25 protein-coding genes are annotated in these 24,533 nt (G+C 65.6%); 19 read left to right on the forward strand and 6 right to left on the reverse strand.

Annotation, left to right across the window (positions count from 1 at the left end):
* Positions 1 to 308: 308 nt before the first annotated feature.
* Positions 309 to 1,922 (reverse strand): DHA2 family efflux MFS transporter permease subunit, encoded by a 1,614-nt coding sequence (locus AC1DW2_RS26295; RefSeq protein ID WP_477007443.1) that lies wholly within the window; start codon positions 1,920 to 1,922, stop codon positions 309 to 311.
* Positions 1,870 to 3,129 carry an HlyD family secretion protein gene (locus AC1DW2_RS26300; protein ID WP_477007444.1) on the reverse strand — a complete coding sequence of 420 codons (1,260 nt, stop codon included), beginning with the start codon at positions 3,127 to 3,129 and terminating at the stop codon, positions 1,870 to 1,872. The genes AC1DW2_RS26295 and AC1DW2_RS26300 overlap by 53 nt, the downstream gene beginning before the upstream one ends.
* 91 nt (positions 3,130 to 3,220) lie before the next feature.
* On the opposite strand from AC1DW2_RS26300, the gene AC1DW2_RS26305 reads away from it, so the two are divergent.
* The 7 genes from AC1DW2_RS26305 to AC1DW2_RS26335 all read left to right on the forward strand — a co-directional run bounded on the left by AC1DW2_RS26305 (position 3,221) and on the right by AC1DW2_RS26335 (position 10,780).
* Positions 3,221 to 3,874: a TetR/AcrR family transcriptional regulator gene (locus tag AC1DW2_RS26305; RefSeq protein ID WP_354114501.1), complete on the forward strand. Its 654-nt coding sequence runs from the start codon at positions 3,221 to 3,223 to the stop codon at positions 3,872 to 3,874.
* Positions 3,875 to 3,919: 45 nt separating this feature from the next.
* Positions 3,920 to 4,369, forward strand: coding sequence for a MarR family winged helix-turn-helix transcriptional regulator (locus tag AC1DW2_RS26310; protein WP_063979774.1), 450 nt, complete (start codon positions 3,920 to 3,922; stop codon positions 4,367 to 4,369).
* A gap of 11 nt (positions 4,370 to 4,380) precedes the next feature.
* Positions 4,381 to 5,151: an enoyl-CoA hydratase gene (locus AC1DW2_RS26315; protein WP_477007445.1), complete on the forward strand. Its 771-nt coding sequence runs from the start codon at positions 4,381 to 4,383 to the stop codon at positions 5,149 to 5,151.
* 121 nt (positions 5,152 to 5,272) lie between these two features.
* A complete protein-coding gene (locus tag AC1DW2_RS26320; RefSeq protein WP_354121420.1) occupies positions 5,273 to 7,354 on the forward strand; it encodes a methyl-accepting chemotaxis protein in 2,082 nt (693 codons plus the stop codon).
* A gap of 117 nt (positions 7,355 to 7,471) precedes the next feature.
* A complete protein-coding gene (locus AC1DW2_RS26325) occupies positions 7,472 to 8,410 on the forward strand; it encodes a dihydrodipicolinate synthase family protein (RefSeq protein WP_477007446.1) in 939 nt (312 codons plus the stop codon).
* A gap of 292 nt (positions 8,411 to 8,702) precedes the next feature.
* A complete protein-coding gene (locus tag AC1DW2_RS26330; protein ID WP_477007447.1) occupies positions 8,703 to 10,103 on the forward strand; it encodes a selenium-binding protein SBP56-related protein in 1,401 nt (466 codons plus the stop codon).
* Between the two features lie 83 nt (positions 10,104 to 10,186).
* A complete protein-coding gene (locus AC1DW2_RS26335) occupies positions 10,187 to 10,780 on the forward strand; it encodes a hypothetical protein (RefSeq protein ID WP_477007493.1) in 594 nt (197 codons plus the stop codon).
* A 3-nt stretch (positions 10,781 to 10,783) separates the two neighbouring features.
* Here AC1DW2_RS26335 and AC1DW2_RS26340 read toward each other — a convergent pair whose 3' ends face one another.
* From AC1DW2_RS26340 to AC1DW2_RS26350, 3 genes are read right to left on the reverse strand one after another with little or no spacing between them, the layout of a single operon-like run.
* Positions 10,784 to 11,482, reverse strand: coding sequence for a DUF1045 domain-containing protein (locus AC1DW2_RS26340; RefSeq protein ID WP_477007448.1), 699 nt, complete (start codon positions 11,480 to 11,482; stop codon positions 10,784 to 10,786).
* 18 nt (positions 11,483 to 11,500) lie between these two features.
* Positions 11,501 to 12,694 (reverse strand): alpha-D-ribose 1-methylphosphonate 5-triphosphate diphosphatase, encoded by a 1,194-nt coding sequence (locus AC1DW2_RS26345; protein WP_477007449.1) that lies wholly within the window; start codon positions 12,692 to 12,694, stop codon positions 11,501 to 11,503.
* Positions 12,691 to 13,362 (reverse strand): LbetaH domain-containing protein, encoded by a 672-nt coding sequence (locus AC1DW2_RS26350; protein WP_071909228.1) that lies wholly within the window; start codon positions 13,360 to 13,362, stop codon positions 12,691 to 12,693. Before AC1DW2_RS26350 ends, AC1DW2_RS26345 begins: the two co-directional genes overlap by 4 nt.
* Positions 13,363 to 13,536: 174 nt before the next feature.
* Between AC1DW2_RS26350 and phnC the strand changes: the two genes are divergently transcribed.
* The 4 genes from phnC (at position 13,537) to phnE (AC1DW2_RS26370) (ending at position 17,147) form a co-directional block, all read left to right on the forward strand.
* A complete protein-coding gene (gene phnC, locus AC1DW2_RS26355) occupies positions 13,537 to 14,346 on the forward strand; it encodes a phosphonate ABC transporter ATP-binding protein (protein ID WP_477007450.1) in 810 nt (269 codons plus the stop codon).
* A gap of 59 nt (positions 14,347 to 14,405) precedes the next feature.
* Positions 14,406 to 15,341: a phosphonate ABC transporter substrate-binding protein gene (gene phnD, locus AC1DW2_RS26360; protein WP_063979768.1), complete on the forward strand. Its 936-nt coding sequence runs from the start codon at positions 14,406 to 14,408 to the stop codon at positions 15,339 to 15,341.
* Positions 15,342 to 15,417: 76 nt separating this feature from the next.
* Positions 15,418 to 16,302, forward strand: coding sequence for a phosphonate ABC transporter, permease protein PhnE (gene phnE / locus AC1DW2_RS26365; RefSeq protein WP_477007451.1), 885 nt, complete (start codon positions 15,418 to 15,420; stop codon positions 16,300 to 16,302).
* Positions 16,299 to 17,147, forward strand: coding sequence for a phosphonate ABC transporter, permease protein PhnE (gene phnE / locus AC1DW2_RS26370; RefSeq protein ID WP_477007452.1), 849 nt, complete (start codon positions 16,299 to 16,301; stop codon positions 17,145 to 17,147). Before phnE (AC1DW2_RS26365) ends, phnE (AC1DW2_RS26370) begins: the two co-directional genes overlap by 4 nt.
* A gap of 165 nt (positions 17,148 to 17,312) precedes the next feature.
* Here the strand turns inward: phnE (AC1DW2_RS26370) and phnF are convergent, their stop codons facing one another.
* On the reverse strand, positions 17,313 to 18,044 hold the full coding sequence (gene phnF, locus AC1DW2_RS26375; protein WP_477007453.1) for a phosphonate metabolism transcriptional regulator PhnF: 732 nt from the start codon (positions 18,042 to 18,044) through the stop codon (positions 17,313 to 17,315).
* Positions 18,045 to 18,163: 119 nt separating this feature from the next.
* Between phnF and phnG the strand changes: the two genes are divergently transcribed.
* Genes phnG through phnN form a run of 8 tightly spaced genes read left to right on the forward strand, consistent with a single transcriptional unit; the run spans position 18,164 to position 24,524 of the window.
* On the forward strand, positions 18,164 to 18,628 hold the full coding sequence (gene phnG, locus AC1DW2_RS26380) for a phosphonate C-P lyase system protein PhnG (protein ID WP_014491455.1): 465 nt from the start codon (positions 18,164 to 18,166) through the stop codon (positions 18,626 to 18,628).
* Between the two features lie 4 nt (positions 18,629 to 18,632).
* Positions 18,633 to 19,241, forward strand: coding sequence for a phosphonate C-P lyase system protein PhnH (gene phnH / locus AC1DW2_RS26385; RefSeq protein ID WP_247313683.1), 609 nt, complete (start codon positions 18,633 to 18,635; stop codon positions 19,239 to 19,241).
* A gap of 4 nt (positions 19,242 to 19,245) precedes the next feature.
* The gene (locus AC1DW2_RS26390; protein WP_085400872.1) at positions 19,246 to 20,349 is read left to right on the forward strand and encodes a carbon-phosphorus lyase complex subunit; all 1,104 of its coding nucleotides are present in this window, start codon (positions 19,246 to 19,248) and stop codon (positions 20,347 to 20,349) included.
* Positions 20,346 to 21,236 (forward strand): alpha-D-ribose 1-methylphosphonate 5-phosphate C-P-lyase PhnJ, encoded by an 891-nt coding sequence (locus tag AC1DW2_RS26395; protein ID WP_071909234.1) that lies wholly within the window; start codon positions 20,346 to 20,348, stop codon positions 21,234 to 21,236. The genes AC1DW2_RS26390 and AC1DW2_RS26395 overlap by 4 nt, the downstream gene beginning before the upstream one ends.
* Positions 21,229 to 22,041: a phosphonate C-P lyase system protein PhnK gene (gene phnK, locus AC1DW2_RS26400; RefSeq protein ID WP_477007454.1), complete on the forward strand. Its 813-nt coding sequence runs from the start codon at positions 21,229 to 21,231 to the stop codon at positions 22,039 to 22,041. The genes AC1DW2_RS26395 and phnK overlap by 8 nt, the downstream gene beginning before the upstream one ends.
* Before the next feature lie 22 nt (positions 22,042 to 22,063).
* Positions 22,064 to 22,762 (forward strand): phosphonate C-P lyase system protein PhnL, encoded by a 699-nt coding sequence (gene phnL / locus AC1DW2_RS26405; protein WP_477007455.1) that lies wholly within the window; start codon positions 22,064 to 22,066, stop codon positions 22,760 to 22,762.
* 11 nt (positions 22,763 to 22,773) lie between these two features.
* Positions 22,774 to 23,931 carry an alpha-D-ribose 1-methylphosphonate 5-triphosphate diphosphatase gene (locus AC1DW2_RS26410; protein ID WP_477007456.1) on the forward strand — a complete coding sequence of 386 codons (1,158 nt, stop codon included), beginning with the start codon at positions 22,774 to 22,776 and terminating at the stop codon, positions 23,929 to 23,931.
* Entirely contained in the window at positions 23,928 to 24,524 is a 597-nt protein-coding gene (gene phnN, locus AC1DW2_RS26415) for a phosphonate metabolism protein/1,5-bisphosphokinase (PRPP-forming) PhnN (protein ID WP_477007457.1), read from the forward strand. The genes AC1DW2_RS26410 and phnN overlap by 4 nt, the downstream gene beginning before the upstream one ends.
* Positions 24,525 to 24,533: the final 9 nt, after the last annotated feature.

The raw sequence follows: 24,533 nt of genomic DNA on the forward strand, positions 1-24,533 counted from the left end.
TCGATACGTCGATACCAACCGCGATGATATCCATGGTCACCCTTCCTTGCCTAATCGGGCTTCGCACTTTGCGGCCCAGGCGACTGTTCGGGTTCAATGGACTAACGGACGGGGCACCTCTCTCACCCACGGCCTGCAACGACCTGGGGGTTTGCGGGCTCCCGTCCGTCACCGCAACGTCTACAATAGCAGACCTGCGGCGCTTCGACTTACAAGGGGGTACAGGTCCCTCGACGATCTCACATGTGGAGAGAGGCCCCTCACCCCGACCCTCTCCCCGTAAGAACGGGGAGAGGGGGAAGAAGAGCCTAATGCGCCGGCCCACCGGCCGCCTTCACGCGCTGGGTCAGCACCACCGCGATCGCGGCGATCACCAGCACGATACCGATCACCGCAAACGCGTCGGAATAGCCCATCACCAGCGCCTGGCGCTTGACCGTCTTGCCGAGCGCGATGATGGCCTGCTCGCGCGCGGCGTGGGGGTCGGGCACGCCGTGGTTCATGAAGTAGTCCGTCATCTGCGCGATGCGGGTGCGGACTTCCTCGCGGCCGAGCGTGACCGACTGGCCGATGATGTTGGAGTGGAACTGCTCGCGCTTGGTGATGATGGTGGCGAGCGTCGCCGTGCCGATCGCGCCGCCGAGATTGCGGAACATGTTGCTGATGCCGGAGGCCGCGGCCGCGTCCTGCGGCGCGATGCCGCCCGTCAGCACCGAGGTCAGCGGCGTCAGCACCATGGCCTGTCCCACGGCACGCACGATGTTCGGAATCCAGAGCTGGTCGCCGGCATAGTCCGGCGACATCGCCGTGTTCATGAAGCAGCTATAGGCGAAAATCAGAAGTCCGGTGATGGCGATGTAGCGCGTGTCGAAGCGTTGCATCAGCTTCGGGATCAGCGGGATCAGCACGAGCTGCGGCAGGCCGGTCCAGGCCAGCACGTTGCCGATTTGCTCGGCATTGTAGCCCTGCGCCTGGCCGAGATAGGCCGGCAGGATGTAGACCGAGCCGAACAGCGCGAAGCCGACCATCGTCATCGCAATGGTGCCGAAGCCGAAATTACGCTGCGTCAGGAGACGCAGCCGGATCAGCGGCTTCTCGATCGTGAGCTCGATCGTGACGAACAGCGTCAGGCTGACGGCCGCGATCACGGCGAGCTTGACGATGAAGGGCGAGGAGAACCAGTCGTCCTTGTTGCCTTCCTCGAGCACGGCCTGCAGTGCCGACAGCCCGATCGCCATGGTGACGATGCCGGCCCAGTCGCCTTCCTTCAACAGGCCGAGCTGCATCTTCTGCTTCTCCAGCGTCAGATAGAGCGCGGCCACCATCACCGCGGTCGGAATTACGTTGACGAAGAAGATCGTACGCCAGCCGTAATTCTCCGTGAGATAGCCGCCGATGGTCGGTCCGATCGCGGGTGCAAAGGTGACGGACAGCGCGAAGATCGCAAGCCCCACCGGCTGCTGCGGCTTCGGCAGCTTGGTCAGCACCAGCGTGAACGCCATCGGGATCAGCACGCCGCCGGCAAAGCCCTGCAGGCCGCGCATCGCGATCATCGACGGCAAATCATGGGTGAAGGCGCAGGCGACCGAGAACGCCGCGAACAGCGCCGCGCTCGCCAGCATGTAGCGGCGGAACGAGAACACGCGGCTCAAATAGTCGGTCAGCGGGATCACGATGATCTCGCCGATCAGATACGACGTCGAGATCCAGGAGCCGTTGTCGGCGCCGGTACCGATGCCACCCTCGATGTTGGCCAGCGAGGCGTTGGTGATCTGGATGTTCAGGATCGCCATGAACGAGCCGATCATGGCGGCGAGCACGGCGATCCAGATCGCGGCACTCGCGCGGTTCGGGTCGGCTATTGCCGGATCAGGCGTCGCGACCGGTGTTGCTGGCGTCGAAAGTGAGAGGCTGTTTGACATGGCACGACCCTCCGGAAACGAGCTTCGCCTTTACGTTTGTCTTGGGCGTCACGGCCGCATTCGCGGTCGGCGCGGTCGAACGTGTTGCAATGGTCGGGATCACCGACATGCCCGGCCGCAGCGCGATCGCGGGACCGTGCGCGGCATCGAGCGCGATCTTGACGGGGATGCGCTGCACCACCTTGGTGAAATTGCCGGTGGCGTTGTCGGGCGGCAGCAGCGCGAATTCCTGGCCGCTGGCCGGCGCGATGGAATCGACGTGACCGTGAACGACCTGACCCGGGAAGGTGTCGACCTCGATATCGACGGCCTGGCCGGCCTGCACGTGGGTCAGCTGCGTCTCCTTGAAGTTGGCGACCACATAGGCGCCCTCGGCCGGCACGATGGCCATCAGCTGCGTGCCCGCCTGTACGAACTGGCCGACGCGCAAGGAGCGGTTGCCGACCACGCCGTCGATCGGGGAGACGATCGTGGTGTAGCCCAGATTGAGCTCGGCCTGACGCTGGAGTGCGGCCGCGCGCGCGGCGGCGGCCCTGGCTTGCAATATCTCAGCGTTGAGGAGATCGACCTGCTTCAAGGCGGAGGTGAGATTGGCGATATCGCGCTGGATCGCCGCGTCTGCGCCGGCGTCGCGCGCTTGCGCCTGCTGCGCGTTCTGCACGCTGCCGAAACCCGTTGCCGCGAGATCGGTGTAGCGCTTGTTCTCCTGCTTCGCGAAAACCTTCGCGGCATTGTCGACATCGATGGTCGCTCTTGCCGCCGCGATCACGGCTTGCTGGACCTCGAGCTGCGCTTGCTTGCTTGTCACCGTCGCATTCGCGGCGGCGACGTCGGCCTTGGCCTGGTCGAGCGCGACGCGGAAGTCGCGATCGTCGATCCTGGCGAGCACCTGGCCGGCCTTCACATGCTCGTTATCGCCGACCAGGACGCGGTCGAGGTAGCCGCTGACCTTCGGCGCGATGTTGGTGTTGTCGGCCTTCACATAGGCGTCATCGGTGGAGACGAGGTACTGCCCGACGGTCCAGTAGTCGTAGCCGTACCAGCTCGCGCCGGCCAGCGCGACGATCGCCGCCCCCATCAGCAACAGCTTGCGGAGATTGAGTTTTTGCCGGCGGACGCCGGTCGGCGCGGTGGGCAGAACGCCCTCCGGCACGGTTGCGGGAATAGCGGTTTGGGTCGCAGCAGATGGGGTGGTGTGGACGGTCATGGCCGGCTCCCCTGAATTAGGAAACTTGACGATTTCCAAAATGAGACTAGCTTTGGAATTGTCAATGGAATGACAGGCGTCATTTAAAAGCATGGCTCAGGCAAAACCATCAGGTGAATGCCGCCCCCGCGGGCGGCCCCAACTGCGCAGCGACGAGGAGACGAGGCGGATCGTCTTCGACGCCGCGCGCCACGCCTTCGCCGTCGACGGCTATGCCGCTACCAGCACCGAAGGGCTGGCACGTCGCGCCGGCATCTCGACCAAGACGCTCTATCGCCTGTTTCCGGGCAAAGCCGCGCTGTTCGAGGCGATGTGCGCGGACAGGCTCGAGCGGCTGCTCTCCGCCGTCGATCTGCAAGGAAGCGACGAGGTCGATATCGAGACGGGCCTGCGTGCCGCGCTGCTGGCCTGCGCCGATCTTGCGCTCGATCCTGAGGTCGTGGCGCTGCAGCGCATGGTGCTGCAGGAATCCGCCGCGTTCCCCGAGCTCGCCGCCAACTTCTACAGCAACGGCATTTCCCGCACCGTCAGGACGCTCGCGGGCTGGCTGCGCGTCCAGGTCAAGCGCAAGCGCATCGCCATCGACGATGCGGAGGAAGTTGCCGGCATGCTGATCGGCATGGTCGCATCGGCGCCGCAGCGCGCGGCGATCTATGGCGGCATGCCGCTGCCGTCACGCGAGCAGATCGAGCGCCGCGTGCAAACCTGCGCGGCGCTGTTCCTCGATGGCTGCCGCGCCGCGTAGCCGTCTCCCTTTGACAATCCGGTTTGGGTCGGCTATCTATTTCGCATGCGAAATAAAGAAGCCGCAGCGAGGCATCATCGGCTTATTTACCTCCTGAACGTCGCGCAACGCCGCTTGCAGCGCTGGATGGCGGCGCAGCCGCAGAACGAGGTCACGCCGGCGCAGGCGGGGCTGTTGTTCATCCTCGGCAAGCAGGACGGCGTGCTGATGGGCGAGGCAGGCGCGGCGCTCGACATGGGGCCGGCCGGCATCTCAGGCCTCGTCGATCGCAGTGCTGCGGCGAGGCTGGTCGAGCGGCGGGCCGATCGCGAGGATGGCCGGGCCTGGCGCGTATGGCTGACGCCGAAGGGGCGCACCGTGCTGACGCAGGCGAAGACTGACGCGGCGCAGATCAACGCCGCGCTGACGGACGGCTTTACCAGCGCGGAGATCGACATCGTCGCGCGCTGGCTGACCAGCATTCAGGACAAGTTTCCAAGACCTTCAGACGACTAAAGGAGAGACCCATGACCGAGCACGTCCGGATCGAGAACAACAACGGAATTCTCACCCTCACGCTGGCGCGCCCCGACAAGAAGAACGCGCTGACGGATGCGATGTACGGCAAGCTCGCCGACACCATCGAATCCGCCGAGTTCGATCCGTCCGCCCGCGTGATCCTGATCCGCGGCGAGGGGGACATGTTCACCGCCGGCAACGATGTCGGCGAATTCGCCGCCGTCGCAGCCGGCAAGTCCGAAGGCAGCCGCAACGTCGTGCGCTTCATCCAGTCGCTGGCGCGCTGCACCCGGCCGCTGGTCGCGGCGGTGCAGGGCCGCGCCGTCGGCGTCGGCACCACGATGCTGCTGCATTGCGACCTCGTCGTGCTCGCCGACAACGCGCAATTGTCGACGCCCTTCGTCAGCCTCGCGCTGGTGCCGGAGGCCGCCTCCAGCCTGCTGATGCCGGCACGCATCGGCTACGCCCGCGCCTACGAGATGTTCGCGCTGGGCGAGACCGTACCGGCGAGGTCGGCGCTGGAATGGGGCCTTGCCAATCGCGTGGTGCCGCTCGACAAGCTCGATGCCGAGGCGCTCGCGCTGGCGCAACGGCTCGCTCGCCAGCCGGCCGGCTCGCTTACTGCGACCAAGAAGCTGATGCGCAATGGCGAGGCACTGGTCGCGCAGATGCAGGCCGAAGGCGAGCAATTCGCGCAGCGTTTGCGCACGGCGGAAGCACGCGAGGCCTTCACCGCCTTCGCCGAGCGCCGGCCGCCGGATTTCACCAAGGTTGCCTGATTTCGCTAGTCTTAAAGCGCTTACAGACCGGGCACTTCCGGCAATTTGACTAAAACCTTAACCGATCCTTGGCATGTCGCGATGCAGGGTGGCCGGCAGTACAATGCAGGCCCCCTGACTCATGGCAATGTTTAAGAAATCGGTAAGCTCGCTTCTCCTGACCTTGATGGCCCTGCTTGCGGCGGGTGCGCTGGCCTCTACGGCGATCCAGATGTTCGGAGCGTTCGGTCGCTACAGCGACAGTCTCGAGACGGCGAGGCTCGCCGCTGCCGACAAGGCGATCTTCCATGGCGTGCTCGCGTTGCGCAACAATCGTGGCGATGCCCAGAGCGCCATCCTTGGCGAGGACGATCCCAAGGCAAAACTCGCCGAAGCCGAGAAGGCCGAGCAGGGCGGCTATGAAGGGATCAGCGCTGCACTCTCGACCGTCGATTTCGCACGCCGCGACGAGCTCGCCGGCACGCTGAAGCAGCGCTGGAACGAAGCCGCGCCGCAATTCCAGCTGTTCTACGACGAGGCTAAGCTTCCGCGCGCCGAGCGCAAGATGGAGCGAACCAATTCCTGGTACGATGCCGTCACCAAGGTCATCGACACGGCGAACTTCGCCTCCACCGCGGTGTCGAACCGCGCCTGGATGAACGATCCCTACATCGCCCGCATGATCCAGGTCCGCCGCTTCGCCTGGCAGGTGCGCGACCGCTATGGAGTCCATTGTTCGTCGCTTCGCTCGAACATCAACAGCAGCAAGCCGCTCGACGACGTTCAGAAGCGGTCGGTGGCGCAATGGGACGGCACGATCGCCTCCGGCTGGGCGGGCATGGCCGAGTTGCTGGCCGCGCCCGACGTGACGGCGGAGCTGGTGACGGCAGCGTCGGACGCGAAGACCAAGACCGATGGCGTCCTGAAGCAGATCGGCGATCTCACCAAGAATCTCGACGGCAGCGGCAAGCCCGCGATGCCCGCTTCGGAGTGGAATACGCTCTGCCAGTCGCCGTTCCCGCTCATTGTCGGGGTCGCGACCAAAGCGTTGGATCAGTCGATCGCGCGTGCCGAGGCCGTGCAGACGAAGGCGCTCACCAACCTCATCGTGCAGTCGCTCGCGTTTCTGCTCGCGCTCGCCGTGACCCTCGCCGGCGTCTACGTGGTGCGCAATCGCCTGATGCGCCCAGTCCGCGCCATCCTCGACGCCATCGCGCGAATCGGCGCCCGTGATTATGCGACGCCCGTGCCGCGATCCCGATATCCCGACGAGTTCGGCACCATGGCTGCCGCGCTCGAGAGCCTGCGCGAGAGCGCGGCGACCGCCGAGCGGCTGGGCCAGGAACGCGAATCGCAGCAGGCGCTGCAACTCGCCCGTTCCGGTACCGTGGACGACGCATGCCGCAGCTTCGACGACACCGTGCAGGCGGTGATCCACAGCGTCGCTGCGTCGGCGAGGGAACTCGACGCCACCGCGACCGATGTGCGCACGCTGGTATCAGAGTCGACCAGCCAGACCGCGGCGGTCTCCTCCGCGGCCGAGCAGGCCACCAACAATCTCGAGACCATCGCGGCCGCGACCGAGGAACTCTCCGCATCCGTCGGCGAGATCTCCGCACAGGTGCAGTTGAGCGCCCGCGAGGCGCGCGAGGCCGTCTCGCAGGCCGAGCGGACCAACGCGACGGTCGAGATCCTCGATCAGACCGCGAGCCGCATCGGCGAGGTCGTGAAGATGATCAACGCCATCGCCGGCCAGACCAATCTCCTGGCACTGAACGCGACCATCGAGGCGGCGCGTGCGGGCGAAGCCGGCCGCGGCTTTGCCGTGGTCGCCGGCGAGGTCAAGAGCCTCGCCGCGCAGACCGCAACCGCAACCGAAGAAATCTCGCGCCAGGTCGAGGAGATCCAGGGCGCGACGGGCCAGGCCGTGACCGCCATCCGCTCGATCGGGGGCGCCATCAGCGGCATCGACGAGAAGATGACGGCGATCGCAGCCGCCGTCGAGGAGCAGCGCGCGGCCACCACCGAGATCTCGCGCAACTTCCAGCAGGCAGCCCAGGGCACCCGCGAGGTCACCGACACCATCGGCAGCGTCGCCAGGCTCAACCAGGAAACCGGCAACGCCGGCACGGTGCTGTCCGAATCCGTGAAGAAGATGTCGGGCGATGCCGATCGTCTTCGCGTCGCGGTCGAAGGCTTTTTGGGGGCCGTGAAGACCGCATAACGTCGATCGTCATCCGTCTGGTCGTCGCGCGAACGGCATTGCCGCCGCTTCACGCGGCGGGTACATCTGTGCCGCTGCGGGAGTGCAGCAACAGACGTATCAAGGATGGAGAGTTCGATGCCGGTCACCCCACACAACGCCCAGCGCCCCTATCGCGGCGTGTTCCCGGTCGCGCCCACCATCTTCGACGAGCGCGGCGAGCTCGACCTCGAGGGCCAGCGCCGCTGCATCGATTTCATGATCGATGCGGGCTCGAATGGTCTCTGCATCCTCGCCAATTTCTCCGAGCAGTTCGTGCTCACCGATGCCGAGCGCGAAACCGTGATGCATGCGGTGCTGGAGCACGTCGCGGGCCGGGTTCCCGTGATCGTCACCACCACGCATTTCAGCTCCGCCGTCTGCACGGCGCGCAGCCAACAGGCGGAGGCGGCGGGGGCCGCCATGGTGATGGTGATGCCGCCCTATCACGGCGCGACCTTCCGCGTGCCCGAGAAAGGCATCGTCGAGTTCTTCAAGGTGCTCTCGGGCGCGATCAACATTCCCGTCATGATCCAGGATGCACCGGTGGCGGGCACGCCGCTGTCGGTCGAGCTGCTCGCGCGGCTGGCGCGCGACTTCGCCAACATCCGCTATTTCAAGATCGAGGTGCCGGGCGCGGCTGCAAAGCTGCGCAGCCTGATCGAGGCGGGCGGCAAGGATATCGAAGGCCCGTGGGACGGCGAGGAAGCCATCACGCTGCTCGCCGATCTCGACGCCGGCGCCACCGGCGCGATGACGGGCGGCGGCTATCCCGACGGCATCCGCCAGATCATCGATCCCTATTTCGCCGGCAAACGCGAGGAGGCAAAGGCCGCCTACGAGCGCTGGCTGCCGCTGATCAACTACGAAAACCGCCAATGCGGCCTGATCGCCTGCAAGGCCATGATGCAGGCCGGCGGTGTGATCAAATCGGACGCCGTGCGGCATCCGCTCCAGCCGCTGCACCCGGCGACGCGGGCAGGGCTGCTGGAGCTGGCGAAGGAGCGGGATGCGCTGGCGTTGCGGTGGGGCAAGTAGCGCCGCACCCACTCGGTTGTCGCCAGGTCTCTCGGCAGTCCCCGCCTTCGCGGGGGCGACGCCGAGTGTGAGGTGCGCGCTGGCCTGATCCCGCCGGCCTCCATCTGGCTGAGGGCGTCGAATTAGCGCGGTTCGGGCGGTTTTCCGCACGCCGGCGATGACATATTGTAAGCTCCTTGCGCGCTCGCCAACCAGGTCCGCGGAGCTTCTCAAGACGTCGCTGAGCAGCTCTTCATTATGCCGCTATTCCGAGCCAGGTTGGAGCGAGCCGACGAAACAGGGAGGCAGTGCCATGACGATGAGGCCGGATCCCACCTTTCACGCATCGCCCAAGCTGGCGATGGAAGCACCTGCAGAGAACTTTGCCTACACGCTGCTGCTCAGTCCGGATTTCTCAAAGCCGGATGCTCTCGCGGTCATCGACGTCAAGCCGGGATCGCCAACCTACAGCCAAATCGTCCACACGGTGACGATGCCCAACAAGGGCGATGAGTTTCATCACTTCGGCTGGAACGCCTGCTCCTCCGCCTTGTCGCCGCTCGCCGGACATGCCTTCATCGAGCGGCGCTATCTCATCATCCCCGGGATACGCTCGTCGCGGATCTACATCATCGATACCAAGCCCGATCCGACCAAAGCCAAAATCCACAAGATCATCGAGCCCGAGGAAATCTTCAAAAAGACCGGCTACTCGCGGCCGCATACCATCCATTGCGGGCCGGACGGCGTCTATGTGAGCACGCTGGGCGGTGGCGGCAAGGACGGCACCAACGGGCCTCCAGGCGTCTTCATCATGGATTGCGAGACGTTCGAGGTCCTTGGACGGTGGGAGATCGACCGCGGTCCGCAGACGCTGCACTATGATTTCTGGTGGAACCTGCCGCGCGACTACATGGTGACGAGCGAATGGGCGTTGCCGCCGCAGTTCGAGAACGGGATCGTCGCGGAAGATCTGCTGGCGAACAAATATGGCCATCGTCTCCACTTCTGGGATCTCCGCGCCCGTCGCAACGTGCAGACCATCGACCTCGGCGCCAATCATCAGATGGCGCTGGAGGTGCGGCCCGCGCACGATCCGGTTCGCGAATACGGCTTCGTTGGCGTTGTGGTCGACACCACCAACCTCGAAGCATCGATCTGGACCTGGTGGCGCGAAGGCGGAAAATTCCATGCGGAGAAGACGGCGACGATTCCGCCCGAGCCCGCGCCAAAGGAGAAGCTCCCGCCGCTGCTGCAGGGATTTGGCGCCGTGCCGCCGCTGGTGACCGACATCGACCTGTCGATGGATGACCGGTTTCTCTATGTCTCGTGCTGGGGCACGGGTGAAATGCGCCAGTACGATGTGAGTGATCCGCGAAAGCCGAAGCTTGCCGGCTCGGTTCACATCGGCGGCATCGCGCGCCGCACGCCCCATCCGAACGGCAAGGGATTTGCGGCCGGTCCGCAGATGGTCGAGATCAGCCGCGACGGCAAGCGCGTGTACTGGACCAATTCGCTGTATTCCACCTGGGATGACCAATTCTATCCCGATGGGGTTCCGGGCGTGGAAGTCATGGCCAATGTCGGTCGCGACGGCGGCCTGGAGCTCGCCAAGGACTATTTCGTGAGCTTCCCCGACGGATATCGTGCGCACCAGATCAGGCTGGAGGGCGGCGATTGTTCGACGGACTCCTTTTGCTACCCGTCGGCCTAGGCTGGCAGCACGGGAGTTGGCCGCTCGGCTGGCTGTGGCTCGCTCTTGTTGCGAGCGGTCTTTATCACGGCGTCAATCCGGGAATGGGATGGCCGCTCGCCGTGTCGGCCGGGCTCATGGACAAGAGCCCGCGCGCGCTGTTCCGCGCGTTGTGGGCTCTTGCGGCCGGTCATCTCCTGGCAACACTTCTCGTGCTGCTGCCATTCGCGTTCCTGTTCGTGCTGGCCGAGTGGCAGCGTTCGATCCAGCTCGGCGCGAGTCTTCTCGTCATCGGCTTCGGCGTCTATCGGCTGATCGAGCGACGCCATCCGCGCACGCTCGCACGAATTCCGCCAACGCAATTGGCGCTCTGGTCATCCGCCGTTGCCATTGCTCACGGCGCGGCCTTGATGCTCGTGCCGATCTATCTCGGGCTCTGCCAGGCCTTCGAGCTCGATGCCGGCCATGAGGCGGCGGGCGCGCTGATGAAGACAAGTCTCGGGATGGCGGTGCTGGTGTCCCTGGTGCACGTTGTCGCCATGGTCAGTGCCGGCGGATGTCTGGCGTGGCTGGTGTACCGTTATCTGGGATTGAGGTTCGTCTCGCGAAGCTGGTTCAATCTGGATGCAATCTGGGCGACCAGCCTCATTCTGGTTGGCGCCGTGGCGCTCGCCTTCAATCTCGCGAGCTGGCGCTGAGGCCTACTTCGCCAACGCCCACTCGCCGACAAAGCGGAAGCGCGCCCTGGTATCATCCTGCTTGAACAGCGCGATCCGGTCGATCGCCAGCGTCTCGAGACCGAGCGCCGCAAACCTCGCGCGCAGCATCTCCAGGATCGGCCCGCGCCGTTCTGCATCCAGCCGTCCCGTCAGCGTCATGTGGAAGCGGAATTCTTCCATCACGTAAGGGTAACCCCAGCGGTCGAGATAGTCCCGTTGCCGCTCGGTGAGCTTGTCGGGCTTGCGCCGCGTGCGGTCTTCCGCCGTCATGGGCGCTCGGAAGTCGTCGAATTCGCGGACGCAATCGGCGGCAAGTTGCTGGAGCGCGCCCACCGGCTCGGTCGGAATCACCGCGATGAAGCCGCTGATGGAGTCGACGACCGGGCGGATTGACGGCATCGGCCGCGCCTTGCCCGCAAAGGCCGCGCAGGCTGCGACGAGCTCGGCTTCAGTCCTGCCGGGCGCCAGCGCCATCGGCGCCTTCAGCGTGCCGTGGAAACCGTATTTGCGGGGATCGGCCGTGACGTCGCGCCAATCCGGCGCAACACGCGATGCGTCGGCAGGGAACGGCACCTCGTCGCTGGTGTAGACATCGTAGCCGAGCAGCTCGGCGCCGAAGTGGGAGAGGACGCTGTCGGCGCCGGCGGCAAAGTAGATCGCGTAGCGGGGAAAATCCGTCATTGCCCGAGCATAACCGGTTCAGGCCGCAACAACAGCTTCGCGCGGCGTCGCCGCCGCAGCGAGCAGTCGCGTCGCATCGGTGAGATGCACGAGCTTTCCGCCTGATACCACCGCGATCAGCCGCGGCCGCAGCGGCACGCCGTCGTCGACCAGCAGCATGTCGGCGCGGCGTCCTTCCGCGAGCACGCCGCGATCGGCAAGGCCGGTCGCGCGGGCCGGTCCCGCGGACACCAGGTTCCACGCCTCGGTCAGCGGCAGCACGCCGTCGGCGGCGAGGCGGAACGCGGCGAGCAGCTGCGCGGGATAGTAATAGTCCGACGCCAGCACCGAGCAGAGCCCCTTCGCGATCATGTCGGACGCCCGGGTCCAGCCGGTATGGCTGCCACCGCGCACGACATTCGGCGCACCGTAGACGATGGCATCGCCGGCGGACGCGGCCGCTCGCGCGGTCTCCTCGTTGATCGGAAACTCCGCGATGTCAGCGCCCAGCTCGCGAAACTCCTGCCGCATCGCCGGCGTCGCATCGTCGTGCGAGAGCATCCGCACCTCGGCCGCGCGAGCAGTTGCGGCGAGCCGCGACACGGAAGCCGGCACTTCACTGGCCCGCGAAAGCACACGCTCCACCAGCCGGTCGAATTCCTCGCCCGAGAGGCCGGTGCGTTCCACCATGCGGTTGCGCTTGCGCGGCTTGGCCATGTCGGCAACGGTGCCGTCCATGTGGTCGTTGAAGGCGAACAGGTCGACGCGGCCCTCGGCGAGCCACTGGCGGATCTCGGCCTCTGCATCGAGATTGTAGGTCTCGTGCCGCAGGTGGAAACGGGTGTCGGCGGCGAATTGCGGGCGCTGCCGCTCGATCGCCTCCATTAGGGCGCGCGCATTGCCGGCGCTGCGCAGGCCCGGCTCCCATGAGCAGGTCGTGGCGTGAAACACGGTGGTGATGCCGTTGCTGATCGCCTGGCGGTCACTGTCGGCGAGCGCGACGTCGATCGGGAAGTCGACGCCGGCACGCGGCATCATCTGGCGCTCGAAGGCATCGCCATGCAGATCGACGATGCCGGGCAGCACCAGCAGGTTGCGCGCATCGATCGCCAGTCGCGTCCGGCCGCGAGAGGCATCGACCTGCGCAATGTCCGCGCCGGACACCAGAATGGAAGTTTCGACGAGCTCGGAGCCGATCAGGGCCCGGCCGCCCTCAAGGAAGATGTCTGTCACGCGACCGCGCTTCGTTTGCTGGCAGGAGAACGGGTGAGGGAGCTTGCCCGTGCTTCATATGCCGAGAGGAAATCTTCAATCCCGAGCTTGCGGAAATCGGGCAGTGCTTCACGCAATTTGTCGTGATCCCAGTCCCACCAGGCGAGCCGGGCCAGCCGTCCGGCGACGTCTTCCGAGAACCGCCGTCGGACGATGCGCGCCGGATTGCCGGCGACGATGGTGTAGGCCGGCACGTCCTTGGTGACGATGGCGCCGGCCGCGATCACCGCGCCGGTGCCGATGTTGCGGCCGGGCAGCACGATCGCGCCATGGCCGATCCAGACATCGTGGCCGATATGGACGTGATGCTGGCGCCGCCAGTCGAAGAACTCGGTGTCGTCGCTCTCGCCTTCGAAATAGGCGCTGGAACGATAGGTGAAATGCGCCTGCGTCGCGCGATGCATCGGATGATTGCCGGGATTGATGCGGGTCATCGCCGCGATCGAGCAGAATTTTCCGATCGTGGTGTAGGTGATCTGGGCGTCGTTCACGACATAGGAGTAATCGCCCATCGTGACTTCAGTGAGGATCGTGCGCGCACCGACTTCGGTATAGGTGCCGAGCCTGGTCTCATGCAGCTTCGCCGAAGGGTCGATGGTCGGTTGAACCGAGAGCGTTTTGCCGGCCATGCTGCATCCGAGAGGTCGAGGGCGGGCGTACCTCTTCAAGCGCCCTGATGACAACGTCATGACGATGCGATGACAGGGGAAGAGGTGTGTAGGATCGCCGCACCGCGATCCGCGTGTCACACAAGTGTCAAGTGCCGGCGTTAGCGGTGGCAGCCAGCTACTCTGGAGCCCTCTATGCTGGTGGTTGAAGGTCTGACGTGCCGCTTCGGCGCAAAAGCCGCGGTGGACGACGCTTCGTTTCAAATCTCCCCCGGCGGCTTCGTCGGTGTGATCGGGCGCTCCGGCGCCGGCAAGTCGACCATGCTGCGCATGATCAATCGCCTGGCGACGCCGACGCAGGGCCGCATCCTGTTCGACGGCCTCGACGTCACCGCGTTGCACGGCAAGGAATTGCGGCAGTGGCGGGCGCGCTCGGCGATGATTTTCCAGCAGTTCAACCTGGTCGGCCGGCTCGACGTGCTCACCAACGTGCTGATGGGGCGCCTCGCGACGATGCCGGCCTGGCGCTCGCTAACGCAGACCTGGCCCGAGCACGACAAGGCGCTGGCGATGTCGGCGCTCGAGCAGTTCGATATCGCCTCGCTCGCCGCCCAGCGTGCCGACCAGCTCTCCGGCGGCCAGCAGCAGCGTGTTGCGATCGCCCGCGCGCTGGTGCAGCAGCCCGACATCATCCTCGCCGACGAGCCGATCGCCTCGCTCGACCCGCGCAATACCAAGATCGTGATGGATGCGCTGCTGCGCATCAACAAGCATTTCGGCATCACCGTGCTCTGCAACCTGCATTCGCTCGATCTGGCGCGCAGCTATTGCGACCGCCTGATCGGCATGGCGCAGGGGCGCGTGGTGTTCGACGGCGCGCCGGCCGAATTGACCGACCACGTCGCGCGCGAGCTCTACGATCTCGAAGCCTCCGACGTCATGGGCGGAATGCCCGTGCCGGCGCCTGAGGGCGTGCCGGCGCTCGGAACGGCCGCGGCCGCCTGAGCTGCGCCTGTAGTTGCCAATTTTTGCGTCAACCGACCCCAACCGATGAAGAGGGTATCATGATCACTCGCAGACTCGTTCTTGCCGGCGCCGCCGCGCTCGCGTTCACGACCTCGGCCTCCGCCGACGACTGGAAAGCCAAATATCCCGAACTGACCTTCGCGGTCATTCCGGCGGAAAACGCCTCGGGCGTGACCGAGCGCTGGGCGCCGTTCATGAACTATCTCTCCAAGGAATTGGGCGTGAAGGTCACGCTGCGCATCGCCAACGACTACGCTGCCGTCATCGAAGGCCAGCGCGCCGGCAACATCCATATCGCCAGCTACGGCTCGGCGTCGTTCGCCCGCGCCCGCCTGACCGGCGTCAAGACCGATGCCTTCGCCAACGACATCAACGCCGACGGTTCGACCGGCTACTACTCGGTGTTCTTCGTCAAGGCGAGCAGCCCCTACAAGAGCGTCGACCAGCTCAAGGGCAAGAACCTCGGCCTCGTCGACCCGAACTCGACCTCCGGCAACAACGTGCCGCGCTTCGAGCTCGACAAGATGGGCATCACGGATGCCGACACCTATTTCAGCAAGGTCGTCTTCACTGGCAGCCACGAGAACGCGATCCTGGCGCTGGCGCAGGGCACCGTCGACGTTGCGGCCAACCAGTGGACCAGCGATGACGATTCCACGCTGGCGCAGATGCTAACCAAGGGCATGCTGAAGAACGCGGACGGCTCGCCGATGAAGAAGGACGATTTCCGGATCATCCACAAGTCGGCACCGATCATCAACGGCCCCTACGCCTACAATTCCGACCTGCCGGAAGATGCCAAGGCGGCGATCGCCAAGGCGTTCTTCGACGCGCCGGCCAAGGACAAGGCGGCCTTCGATCGCCTCCAGGACGGCCAGAAGAAGGGTTTTCATCCCGCCACCACCAAGGACTGGGATGGCACGATCGAGCTGATCAAGTTCGTCGATGCACTGCGTAAAAAGAAGGCGTCCTGAGTTTCGGGACGATAGCACTGGAGCCGGGTCGATGGACCCGGCTCTTTCTCTTTGATCGACCACCTTCCCTGGCCAGATGACCGTCGCGGTTTCGATCCTCCCCGAGCAGCAGCTCGCCGTGCTCAACGCGGCCTATCGCCAGGCGGTCGCGCGCAAGCGGCTCCGACTCCTGTTGGGGGTCGCGATCTTTGCCGCAGCGCTGTTTCTTGCCGCGATCGGCGCGGAAGTGAACCTGCGCACCTTCTTTGCCCATTTCGGCAATTTCATCAGCTATTTCGACCGCATCCTCACGCTCGATAGCGGCCAGCGGGTCTGGACCGATGCCGGCGAGTGGCTGTGGGGCTGGCGCAAATGGCTGAAGATGCTGGGCGAGACGCTGCTGATCTCCTACGTCGGCACGCTGATCGGCGCGACCTTGGCCTTCGCCTTGAATTTCTTCGCGGCTGAGAACACCTCACCGTCGCCCTGGCTGCGCTTCGTGGTGCGCCGCCTGCTCGAATTCGCCCGCACCGTGCCGGGCATCGTCTTCGCGCTGATCTTCGTGATCGCCTTCGGCCTCGGGCCGATGGCCGGCGTGCTCGCGATCGCGATCCACTCCACCGGCGCGCTCGGCAAGTTGTTCTCCGAGATCGTTGAGAATGCCGACATGAAGCCGGTTGAAGGCATCCGCTCGACCGGCGCGAGCTGGCTCTCCTGCATGCGCTTCGCCGTGGTGCCGCAGGTGACCGCGGGCTATGCTAGCTATGCGCTGCTGCGCTTCGAGATCAACGTCCGCGAGGCCTCGGTCATGGGCTTCGTCGGTGCCGGCGGCATCGGCCAGGAGCTCGTCGTCGCCATCCGCAAGTTCTATTACTCCGACGTCAGTGCCATCCTACTCACCATCATCATCACGGTCTTCATCATCGACATCAGCACGGGCTGGCTGCGCGGCCGTCTGTTCGGCAAGGAGGCGCGGACGTGACGAGACCGCAGGAGGTCGACACGCGAGAGCTTCGCGCACGCTACCCCGATGTGTTCGACCGCCCCGCCTCGGCGCGGCTCGCGATGCCGGCGATGATCGTCGCGGCGTTTGCGATTCTGGTCTACGGCCTCGTCGATCTCGACTTCTCGCCGTCGCGATTCTTTGCAGGGCTGAGCCAGCTCGGCTGGATCAGCCTGATGATGATCCCGCCCGATCCTGGTTCCTCGCTGCCGGTCTATCTGAAGGCGCTGGGCGAGACGCTGTCGATCGCCCTGCTCGGCACGACGCTCGCCGCGCTGTTAGCGCTTCCGGTCAGCCTGCTGGCCGCGCGCAACGTCATACCTTCGCAGATTTTGCGTTTTCCGGTCCGCCGTTTCCTGGATTCGATCCGCGGCGTCGACACCCTGATCTGGGCGCTGGTGTGGATTAACGTCGTCGGGCTCGGCCCGTTCGCCGGTGTGCTTGCGATCGCGGTGTCGGATTTCGGCGCGTTCGGAAAACTGTTCTCGGAGGCGATCGAGGGTGCCGACCAGAAGCAGGTCGAGGGCGTCCGCGCCTCCGGCGGCAGCGCTTTGCACGAGATCCGCTTCGGCCTGCTGCCGCAGGTGCTGCCCGTGATCGCCGGCCAGGTGCTCTATTTCATCGAATCCAACACGCGCTCGGCCACCATCATCGGCATCGTCGGCGCCGGCGGCATCGGCCTCCAGCTCGCCGAGCAGATCCGCGTGCTGGAATGGCAGCGGGTGTCGTTCCTGATCCTGATGATTCTGGTCGCCGTCGCCGCGATCGATTTCATCTCGAGCAAGCTGCGCTTTGCGATCATTGGGCGCAGGGCGGTGGCGTAGCTTTCTTCCTTCTCCCCTTGTGGGAGAAGGTGGCGCGAAGCGCCGGATGAGGGGGCTGCCTCCTCGAACTCAGATCGGTGTTTGCAGAGACATACCCCTCACCCGTCTCGTCGCTTCGCGACGAGCCACCCTCTCCCACAAGGGGAGAGGGGAAGAGAGCGCCGCTCACCCGTTCTCCACCAGAAACTCCACCCGCTCCGCCGCGAACCGCGAATGCTTCGTCACCAGCGGCTTGCCGGCGAGATCGTGGTCGGTCGCGTCGACCACCAGGATCGGCCGTCCCAGCGGCAGATCGAGCCGCGCGGCGTCGGTCGCGTCCACGATGCCGGCGGTGATCCGGGTCGCGCCGCGGCTGTAGTCGCGGACGCCGTAATGCTCGAGCAGTTTCGTCATCGAGCGCGTCGCGGCGAACACCTCGCCCGCGCCCGGGAACAATTCCGCTGACAGCCAGGTGGTGGAGACGCAGATCGGCGTGCGGTCGGCGAGGCGGATCGCCTCGATTCGCACCAGCGGTGCACCGGCCCTCAATCCCAGTTCGCGCGCGAGTTCGCGGGTTGCGACGTCGCCGGACGCTTCGATCAGCCGGCCATGCGGTTCGCGGCCATCCGCGCCGACGATCTCGGAGAAGCGGGTGCGCGAGCGCAAGGGATAAGCAAGGCGCTGCGCCTCGACATAGGTTCCGCTGCCGCGTTCGGCGCGCACGATGCCGCGCTCGGCAAGCGCKGCCAGCGCGCGCCGCACGGTGTGGCGGTTCACCCGATAGGTTTCGGCGATCTCCATCTCGCCCGGCAGCTTGTCGCCGGCTGCAAAGCGGCCGTCGGCGATGCCGCGCTCGATGCCGTCGGCAACGAGGCGCCACAGCGCGACGCCCGAAGAGGCTGTGTCCTGCATGCTCATGTCGCCGAGAAGCCTACTTCAGAAATCACACGTTTGTCACGAAACAGTCATGGCGCTTCCGTATCAAGTTGTCTATTATCATAGACAACTTGGATTCGGCAAGTTCTGTCAAAAGCTCGGTGGATTTGGTGACCCAGCACAATAACCAGCAAGTCCAGCGCAAGGCCGCGATGGCCGTGCTGGCGCACGCGGAGGCGGGCGAGATCGCCGCTCGCCTCCGCGCTCTCGCCCTGCCGGCGCATCAGGAGCTACGCGCGCCGGAAAACGGTCTCGTCATGCTGCGCGGCCGGGTCGGCGGCGACGGCGCGCCGTTCAATCTCGGTGAAGCCACGGTGTCTCGCGCAGCGGTCCGGCTCGCGAGCGGCGAGGTCGGCTTCGGCTACACGCTGGGGCGCGATGGCGAAAAGGCGCGGCTGATCGCGCTGTGCGACGCACTGGCGCAGTCCAGTGATTTCGGCGAGGCGGTGGAGCGTGACGTTATCGCGCCGTTGCGCGAGCAGCTTATGATCCAGCGCAAGCAGGCGGCCGCCGAGACCGCCGCGACGAAGGTTGATTTCTACACCATGGTGCGCGGTGAGGGGTGAGGCCATGACCACGATTGCGGAACTACCGCCGGGTTTCGTCGACAAGGTGTTGTCGGCGCAATCGACCTTTCGTTCCGTCATGGACGCGATGGCGCGGCCGGGCTCGGTCCAGCGCATCGTGCCGATGGCGGGAGCGCCCGAGCCAACGATGCGCGGCACTGCCGCGATCGCGCTAACGCTGTTCGATCACGACACGCCGCTCTGGCTCGATGCCCGGATGGCGGAGAGGTCGGACGTGGTGAAATGGCTCAAGTTCCACACCGGCGCGCCGGTGGTGCAGGACTCTTCGATCGCGAGTTTCGCGCTGATCAGCGACGGCGCGGCGCTGCCGTCGCTCGAGCGCTTCGCGCTGGGCACGAATGAGTATCCGGATCGTTCGACCACGGTGATCCTTCAGGTCGAGAGCCTGAATTCGGGGCGCAGTTTCGAACTGCGTGGCCCCGGCATCGACGGTGTCGCGACGCTTCAGGCCTCGATCAGGCCTTTCGACCTGTTCGAACGGCTGCAGTTCAACGAGGCGCTGTTTCCGCGCGGCATCGATTTGGTGCTGGTCGCCGATGATGCCGTGGTTGCGATCCCGCGCACCACCCGTGTCGTGAATAAGGGAAGCTAGTCGCATGTATGTCGCAGTCAAGGGCGGCGAGCGCGCCATCGAGAACGCCCATCGCCTGCTCGCAAATGCGCGGCGTGGCGACCAGAGCGTTTCCGAAGTCACGCTCGACCAGATCTCGGAGCAGCTTGGGCTCGCGGTGGACCGCGTCATGAGCGAAGGCTCGCTCTACGACCGTGAGCTCGCGGCGCTCGCCATCAAGCAGGCGCGCGGAGACCTGATCGAGGCGATCTTCCTGGTCCGCGCCTTCCGCGCCACCCTGCCGCGCTTCGGCGCGAGCGAGCCGGTCGAGACCGGCGCGATGCGGGTGCAGCGGCGGGTGTCGGCGACCTTCAAGGACATTCCCGGCGGCCAGATCCTCGGGCCGACCTTCGACTACACGCATCGTCTGCTCGATCCCTCGCTTGGCCAGGGCTTTGTGCCTGAAGTGCCGGCGACGGCCGAAGCGTCGACGGCGCCCACGCCGCGTGTGACCGATATCCTGGGCCGCGACGGGCTGATCGAATCCTCGCCGCGGGCCGAAGACGGCGCCAGCGTCGGCGATCTCACGCGCGAACCTCTGAACTTCCCGGCCGATCGCGACCTGCGCCTGCAAAACCTCGCGCGCGGTGACGAAGGCTTTCTGCTGGCCATGGGTTATTCCACCCAGCGCGGTTACGGCCGCAACCATCCCTTCGTCGGCGAGATCCGCTTCGGCGAGGTCGAGGTCGAATTTTTCGCGGAGGACGTCGGCTTCGCGGTGCCGCTCGGCTCCATCGAGCTCACCGAGTGCCAGATGGTCAACCAGTTCAAGGGCTCGGCGACGGAAGCGCCGTGCTTCACCCGCGGCTATGGTCTCGCCTTCGGCCAGAGCGAGCGCAAGACCATGTCGATGGCGCTGGTCGACCGGGCGCTGCGTGCCCGCGAGCTCGGCGAAGAGGCCGTGGCCCCGGCGCAAGATGAAGAATTCGTGATGTCGCATTCGGACAACGTCCAGGCGACCGGCTTCGTCGAGCATCTGAAGCTGCCGCACTATGTCGACTTCCAGTCCGAGCTCGGGCTCCTGCGCAAGCTGCGCAAGGAATTTGCCGAGGCCAATGCGCCCGACGCCATGAAGGAGGCCGCGGAATGAACGCGCCCGCCTACAATTTCGCCTATCTCGACGAGCAGACCAAGCGGATGATCCGCCGCGCGATCCTCAAGGCGATCGCTATTCCGGGTTATCAGGTGCCGTTCGCCAGCCGCGAGATGCCGATGCCCTATGGCTGGGGAACCGGCGGCGTGCAGGTCACCGCTGCGATCCTTGGGCCCCAGGATGTGCTGAAGGTGATCGACCAGGGTTCCGACGACACGACGAATGCGATCTCGATCCGCAAATTCTTCGCCAAGACCGCGGGCGTCGCCACGACCACGGCGACTGAAGATGCAACCGTGATCCAGACCCGTCACCGCATCCCGGAGACGTCGCTGCACGCAAACCAGGTGCTGGTCTATCAGGTGCCGATCCCGGAGCCGTTGCGTTTCCTCGAACCGCGCGAGACCGAGACGCGGCGCATGCATGCGCTGGCCGAATACGGCCTGATGCATGTGAAGCTGTACGAGGACATCGCCCGCTTTGGCCACATCGCCACCGCCTACGCCTATCCGGTGAAGGTGAACGCGCGCTACGTGATGGATCCGTCACCGACGCCGAAATTCGACAATCCCAAGATGGACAATTGCCCGGCGCTGCAATTGTTCGGCGCCGGCCGCGAGAAGCGCATCTATGCGATCCCGCCCTATACGCAGGTGGTGTCGCTCGATTTCGAGGATCACCCGTTCGAGCCGTACCGCTTCAACGCGCCCTGCGCGCTGTGCGCGGCGGAAAATTCCTATCTCGACGAGATTGTCACCGACGACAAGGGCGGGCGCATGTTCGTGTGCTCGGACACCGACTATTGCGAGGGCCGTCAGGCCGCCGGCCATCACGGCAGCCTCAGCGCCGCGCCGTACAAGGACAAGGCGGGCTCACATGGCTGATCAAGACATGGCTGATCTCGCCGAGCTCGAAAACGACCAGCCGCTGCTGGTCGCAGAATCCCTCAGCAAGTCCTACGGCCGCATCGCCGCGTGCCGCGACGTCTCCTTCTCGCTCTACCCCGGCGAGGTGCTGGCGATCGTCGGCGAGTCCGGCTCGGGCAAGTCGACGCTGCTGCAAATGCTCTCGGGCCAGCTCGCGCCGAGCGCCGGCCAGGTGTCGTACCGGATGCGCGACGGCATCACCCGCGATCTCACGAGCCTCGGCGAAGCCGAGCGGCGCTTCCTGTTCCGCACCGACTGGGGCTATGTGCACCAGGATCCCGCGCAGGGCCTGCGCATGGCGGTCTCGGCCGGCGCCAATGTCGGCGAACGGCTGATGGCGGTGGGCTGGAATCACTACGGCCGCATCCGCGATACCGCGTCGGACTGGCTGACCCGCGTCGAGATCGACATCGCGCGCATCGACGATGCACCGCGGACCTACTCCGGCGGCATGCGCCAGCGTCTCCAGATCGCGCGCAACCTCGTCACCGAGCCGCGGCTGGTGTTCATGGACGAGCCGACCGGTGGCCTCGATGTCTCCGTGCAGGCGCGCCTGCTCGACCTCGTGCGCAGCCTCGTCGCCGAGCTGCACCTTGCCGTCATCATCGTCACCCACGATCTCGCGGTGGCGCGACTGCTGTCGCATCGCGTGATGGTGATGAAGGGCGGCCGCGTCATCGAGACGGGTCTCACCGACCAGGTGCTCGACGACCCCCGCGAGCCCTATACCCAGCTCCTCGTTTCCTCGATTCTGCCGCCATAAGCCTTCCAAGATGAGTTTTCCGATGACCGCCATGATCGACATCGCCGCCGCGAAAAAGACCTTTACGATGCACCTCCAGGGCGGCATCGAATTGCCTGTCGTCAGCGGCGTGACCTTCCACGTCAACCCGGGCGAATGCGTCGTGCTCTCAGGCCCGTCCGGGGCCGGCAAGTCGTCGATCCTGAAGATGATCTTTGGCAACTACCGCTGCGACTCCGGCCGCATCGGCATCCGCCACCGCGGTGCGGTGGTCGATCTCGCCACCGCCGAGCCGCGGCAGGTGCTCAACATCCGCCGCTCCACGATCGGCTATGTCAGCCAGTTTTTGCGGGCGGTGCCGCGTGTTGCGACCATCGACGTCGTCGCGGAGCCACTGATCGTGAACGGCACGGCCCGAGCCGACGCACAGGCCCGCGCCGGCGAGTTGCTGCACCGCCTCAACATTCCTGAAAGACTCTGGCAGCTGCCGCCCGCGACTTTCTCCGGCGGTGAGCAGCAACGCGTCAACATCGCGCGCGGCTTCATCTCGGAGCTGCCGATCCTGCTGCTGGACGAGCCGACCGCTTCGCTCGATGCCGCCAACCGCGCCGTCGTGGTCGATCTGGTCGCCGAGAAGAAGCGCCAGGGCGTCGCCATGGTCGCCATTGTCCATGACGACGAAATCCGCCATTTGATTGCCGACCGTATTGTTGACGTCACCAGCTTTGCCGCCGCGGCCTGAAGGAAATGGAAATGAATGCCAAGCCGAAGGACACATTGATCGCCAACGCCAGGATCGTGCTGGCTGACCGGGTGATCGAGCAGGGCTGGCTCGCTCTTGCCGACGGACGCATCGCCGAGATCGGCGAGGGCAGGGCCCCCGCGGGTGCGGAGGATGCCGGCGGCGACCTCATCATGCCCGGCCTGATCGAGCTCCACACCGATCATCTCGAAGCGCATTACGTGCCGCGCCCAAAAGTGTTCTGGAATCCGGTCGCCGCCGTCATCTCCTATGACGGCCAGCTTGCGACCTCAGGCATCACCACTGTGTTCGACTCGCTCCGGGTCTGGCGCGAGGACGGCGCCGAGGAAGTCGATGGCCGCGCCGGCGTGCTCGCCGCCGCCATCACGACCGCGCGCGATGCCGACCTGCTGCGCGCCGACCACTTCCTGCATCTGCGCTGCGAAATCCCGATGCCGAGCGTTGTGGAGGAGGCCAAGGAGCTGATCGATCGTCCCGACGTCAAGCTGATGTCGCTGATGGACCACACGCCCGGCCAGCGCCAGTTCCGCGACGAGGTCAAGCTGCGCGACTATTATCGCGGCAAGGGCGGCGGCAAGACCGATGCCGAGCTCGACGAGCTGTTCGCGAAGCGCTTCGAGTATCAGAAGCTCTATGCCGCGACCAACATGCGCGAGATCGTGTCGCTGGCGCACAAATACAACATTCCGCTCGCAAGCCATGACGACACCACCGAGGAGAACGTCGTGGACGCCGTGCGCGATCGCGTGTCCGTGGCGGAATTCCCGACCACGCTGGAGGCCGCGCGCGGCCTGCACCAGGCCGGCATCGACATCCTGATGGGTGCGCCGAACGTCGTGCGCGGCGGCTCGCACTCCGGCAACATCGCCGCGGTCGATCTCGCCCGCGAGGGCCTGCTCGACATCCTGTCGTCGGACTACATCCCGTCCAGCCTCCTGATGGCCGCGCTGCAATTGCCGGAGCATGTGCCCGCGATCAGCCTGCCGGCGGCGGTTCGTACCGTGACGAAGGCGCCGGCCGAGGCCGTTGGCCTTTTGGATCGTGGCGAGGTCGCGATCGGCAAGCGCGCAGACCTGATCCGCGTGCATGTCGCAGGCGACGTTCCCGTGGTCCGCAGCGTCTGGCGCGAAGGAAACCGCGTCGCATGAGCGAGACCGCGACCATGGCACACGATGAGGCCAGCGGGATCGGACCCGGGCGGCTCGTGCTCGTGGTCGGTCCCAGCGGTGCCGGCAAGGACACGCTGTTGCGGCTCGCAAAGGCGGCTTGCATCGACGATCACGACATCGTCTTTCCGCGCCGTGTCGTGACGCGCGAAGCCTCCGAAGCCGAAGACAACATGGCGATGAGCCAGGACGAATTCCGCCGCGCGCGCGAGCACGGCGATTTCGCCGTGCACTGGGAAGCGCATGGTCATTCCTATGCTCTTCCGCTTGAAATCAACGATGACATCCGCGCTGGACGGGCCGTCGTCGCCAATGTCTCGCGCACGGTGATCGGCGCGCTGCGTCAGGCCTATGCCAACGTCGTCGTGGTCGCGATCACGGCGCCGCCGGACGTGCTGGCACAGCGGCTTGCCGCCCGGGCCCGGCACAGCGACGGCAATATCGCAGATCGCCTCGCGCGCAGCGTCGACGACGCATCGGCCAATGCCGATGTCACCATCCTCAACGCGGGCAGCGCGGACTATCACAGCCGCCAGCTCGTGCGTGTGATCAGGAACGAAGGCTGGCACGAATAGCCGGCGCAA

It is taken from the genome of Bradyrhizobium sp. P3_C3 (assembly GCF_056402655.1).

Bases quoted from the DNA above. Each gene is read 5' to 3' on its own strand.
- AC1DW2_RS26295 (WP_477007443.1), bottom strand. From the start codon at position 1,922: ATGTCAAACAGCCTCTCACTTTCGACGCCAGCAACACCGGTCGCGACG.
- AC1DW2_RS26300 (WP_477007444.1), bottom strand. From the start codon at position 3,129: ATGACCGTCCACACCACCCCATCTGCTGCGACCCAAACCGCTATTCCC.
- AC1DW2_RS26305 (WP_354114501.1), top strand. From the start codon at position 3,221: ATGGCTCAGGCAAAACCATCAGGTGAATGCCGCCCCCGCGGGCGGCCC.
- AC1DW2_RS26310 (WP_063979774.1), top strand. From the start codon at position 3,920: ATGCGAAATAAAGAAGCCGCAGCGAGGCATCATCGGCTTATTTACCTC.
- AC1DW2_RS26315 (WP_477007445.1), top strand. From the start codon at position 4,381: ATGACCGAGCACGTCCGGATCGAGAACAACAACGGAATTCTCACCCTC.
- AC1DW2_RS26320 (WP_354121420.1), top strand. From the start codon at position 5,273: ATGGCAATGTTTAAGAAATCGGTAAGCTCGCTTCTCCTGACCTTGATG.
- AC1DW2_RS26325 (WP_477007446.1), top strand. From the start codon at position 7,472: ATGCCGGTCACCCCACACAACGCCCAGCGCCCCTATCGCGGCGTGTTC.
- AC1DW2_RS26330 (WP_477007447.1), top strand. From the start codon at position 8,703: ATGACGATGAGGCCGGATCCCACCTTTCACGCATCGCCCAAGCTGGCG.
- AC1DW2_RS26335 (WP_477007493.1), top strand. From the start codon at position 10,187: ATGGGATGGCCGCTCGCCGTGTCGGCCGGGCTCATGGACAAGAGCCCG.
- AC1DW2_RS26340 (WP_477007448.1), bottom strand. From the start codon at position 11,482: ATGACGGATTTTCCCCGCTACGCGATCTACTTTGCCGCCGGCGCCGAC.
- AC1DW2_RS26350 (WP_071909228.1), bottom strand. From the start codon at position 13,362: ATGGCCGGCAAAACGCTCTCGGTTCAACCGACCATCGACCCTTCGGCG.
- phnC (WP_477007450.1), top strand. From the start codon at position 13,537: ATGCTGGTGGTTGAAGGTCTGACGTGCCGCTTCGGCGCAAAAGCCGCG.
- phnD (WP_063979768.1), top strand. From the start codon at position 14,406: ATGATCACTCGCAGACTCGTTCTTGCCGGCGCCGCCGCGCTCGCGTTC.
- phnE (WP_477007451.1), top strand. From the start codon at position 15,418: ATGACCGTCGCGGTTTCGATCCTCCCCGAGCAGCAGCTCGCCGTGCTC.
- phnH (WP_247313683.1), top strand. From the start codon at position 18,633: ATGACCACGATTGCGGAACTACCGCCGGGTTTCGTCGACAAGGTGTTG.
- AC1DW2_RS26390 (WP_085400872.1), top strand. From the start codon at position 19,246: ATGTATGTCGCAGTCAAGGGCGGCGAGCGCGCCATCGAGAACGCCCAT.
- AC1DW2_RS26395 (WP_071909234.1), top strand. From the start codon at position 20,346: ATGAACGCGCCCGCCTACAATTTCGCCTATCTCGACGAGCAGACCAAG.
- phnK (WP_477007454.1), top strand. From the start codon at position 21,229: ATGGCTGATCAAGACATGGCTGATCTCGCCGAGCTCGAAAACGACCAG.
- phnL (WP_477007455.1), top strand. From the start codon at position 22,064: ATGACCGCCATGATCGACATCGCCGCCGCGAAAAAGACCTTTACGATG.
- AC1DW2_RS26410 (WP_477007456.1), top strand. From the start codon at position 22,774: ATGAATGCCAAGCCGAAGGACACATTGATCGCCAACGCCAGGATCGTG.
- phnN (WP_477007457.1), top strand. From the start codon at position 23,928: ATGAGCGAGACCGCGACCATGGCACACGATGAGGCCAGCGGGATCGGA.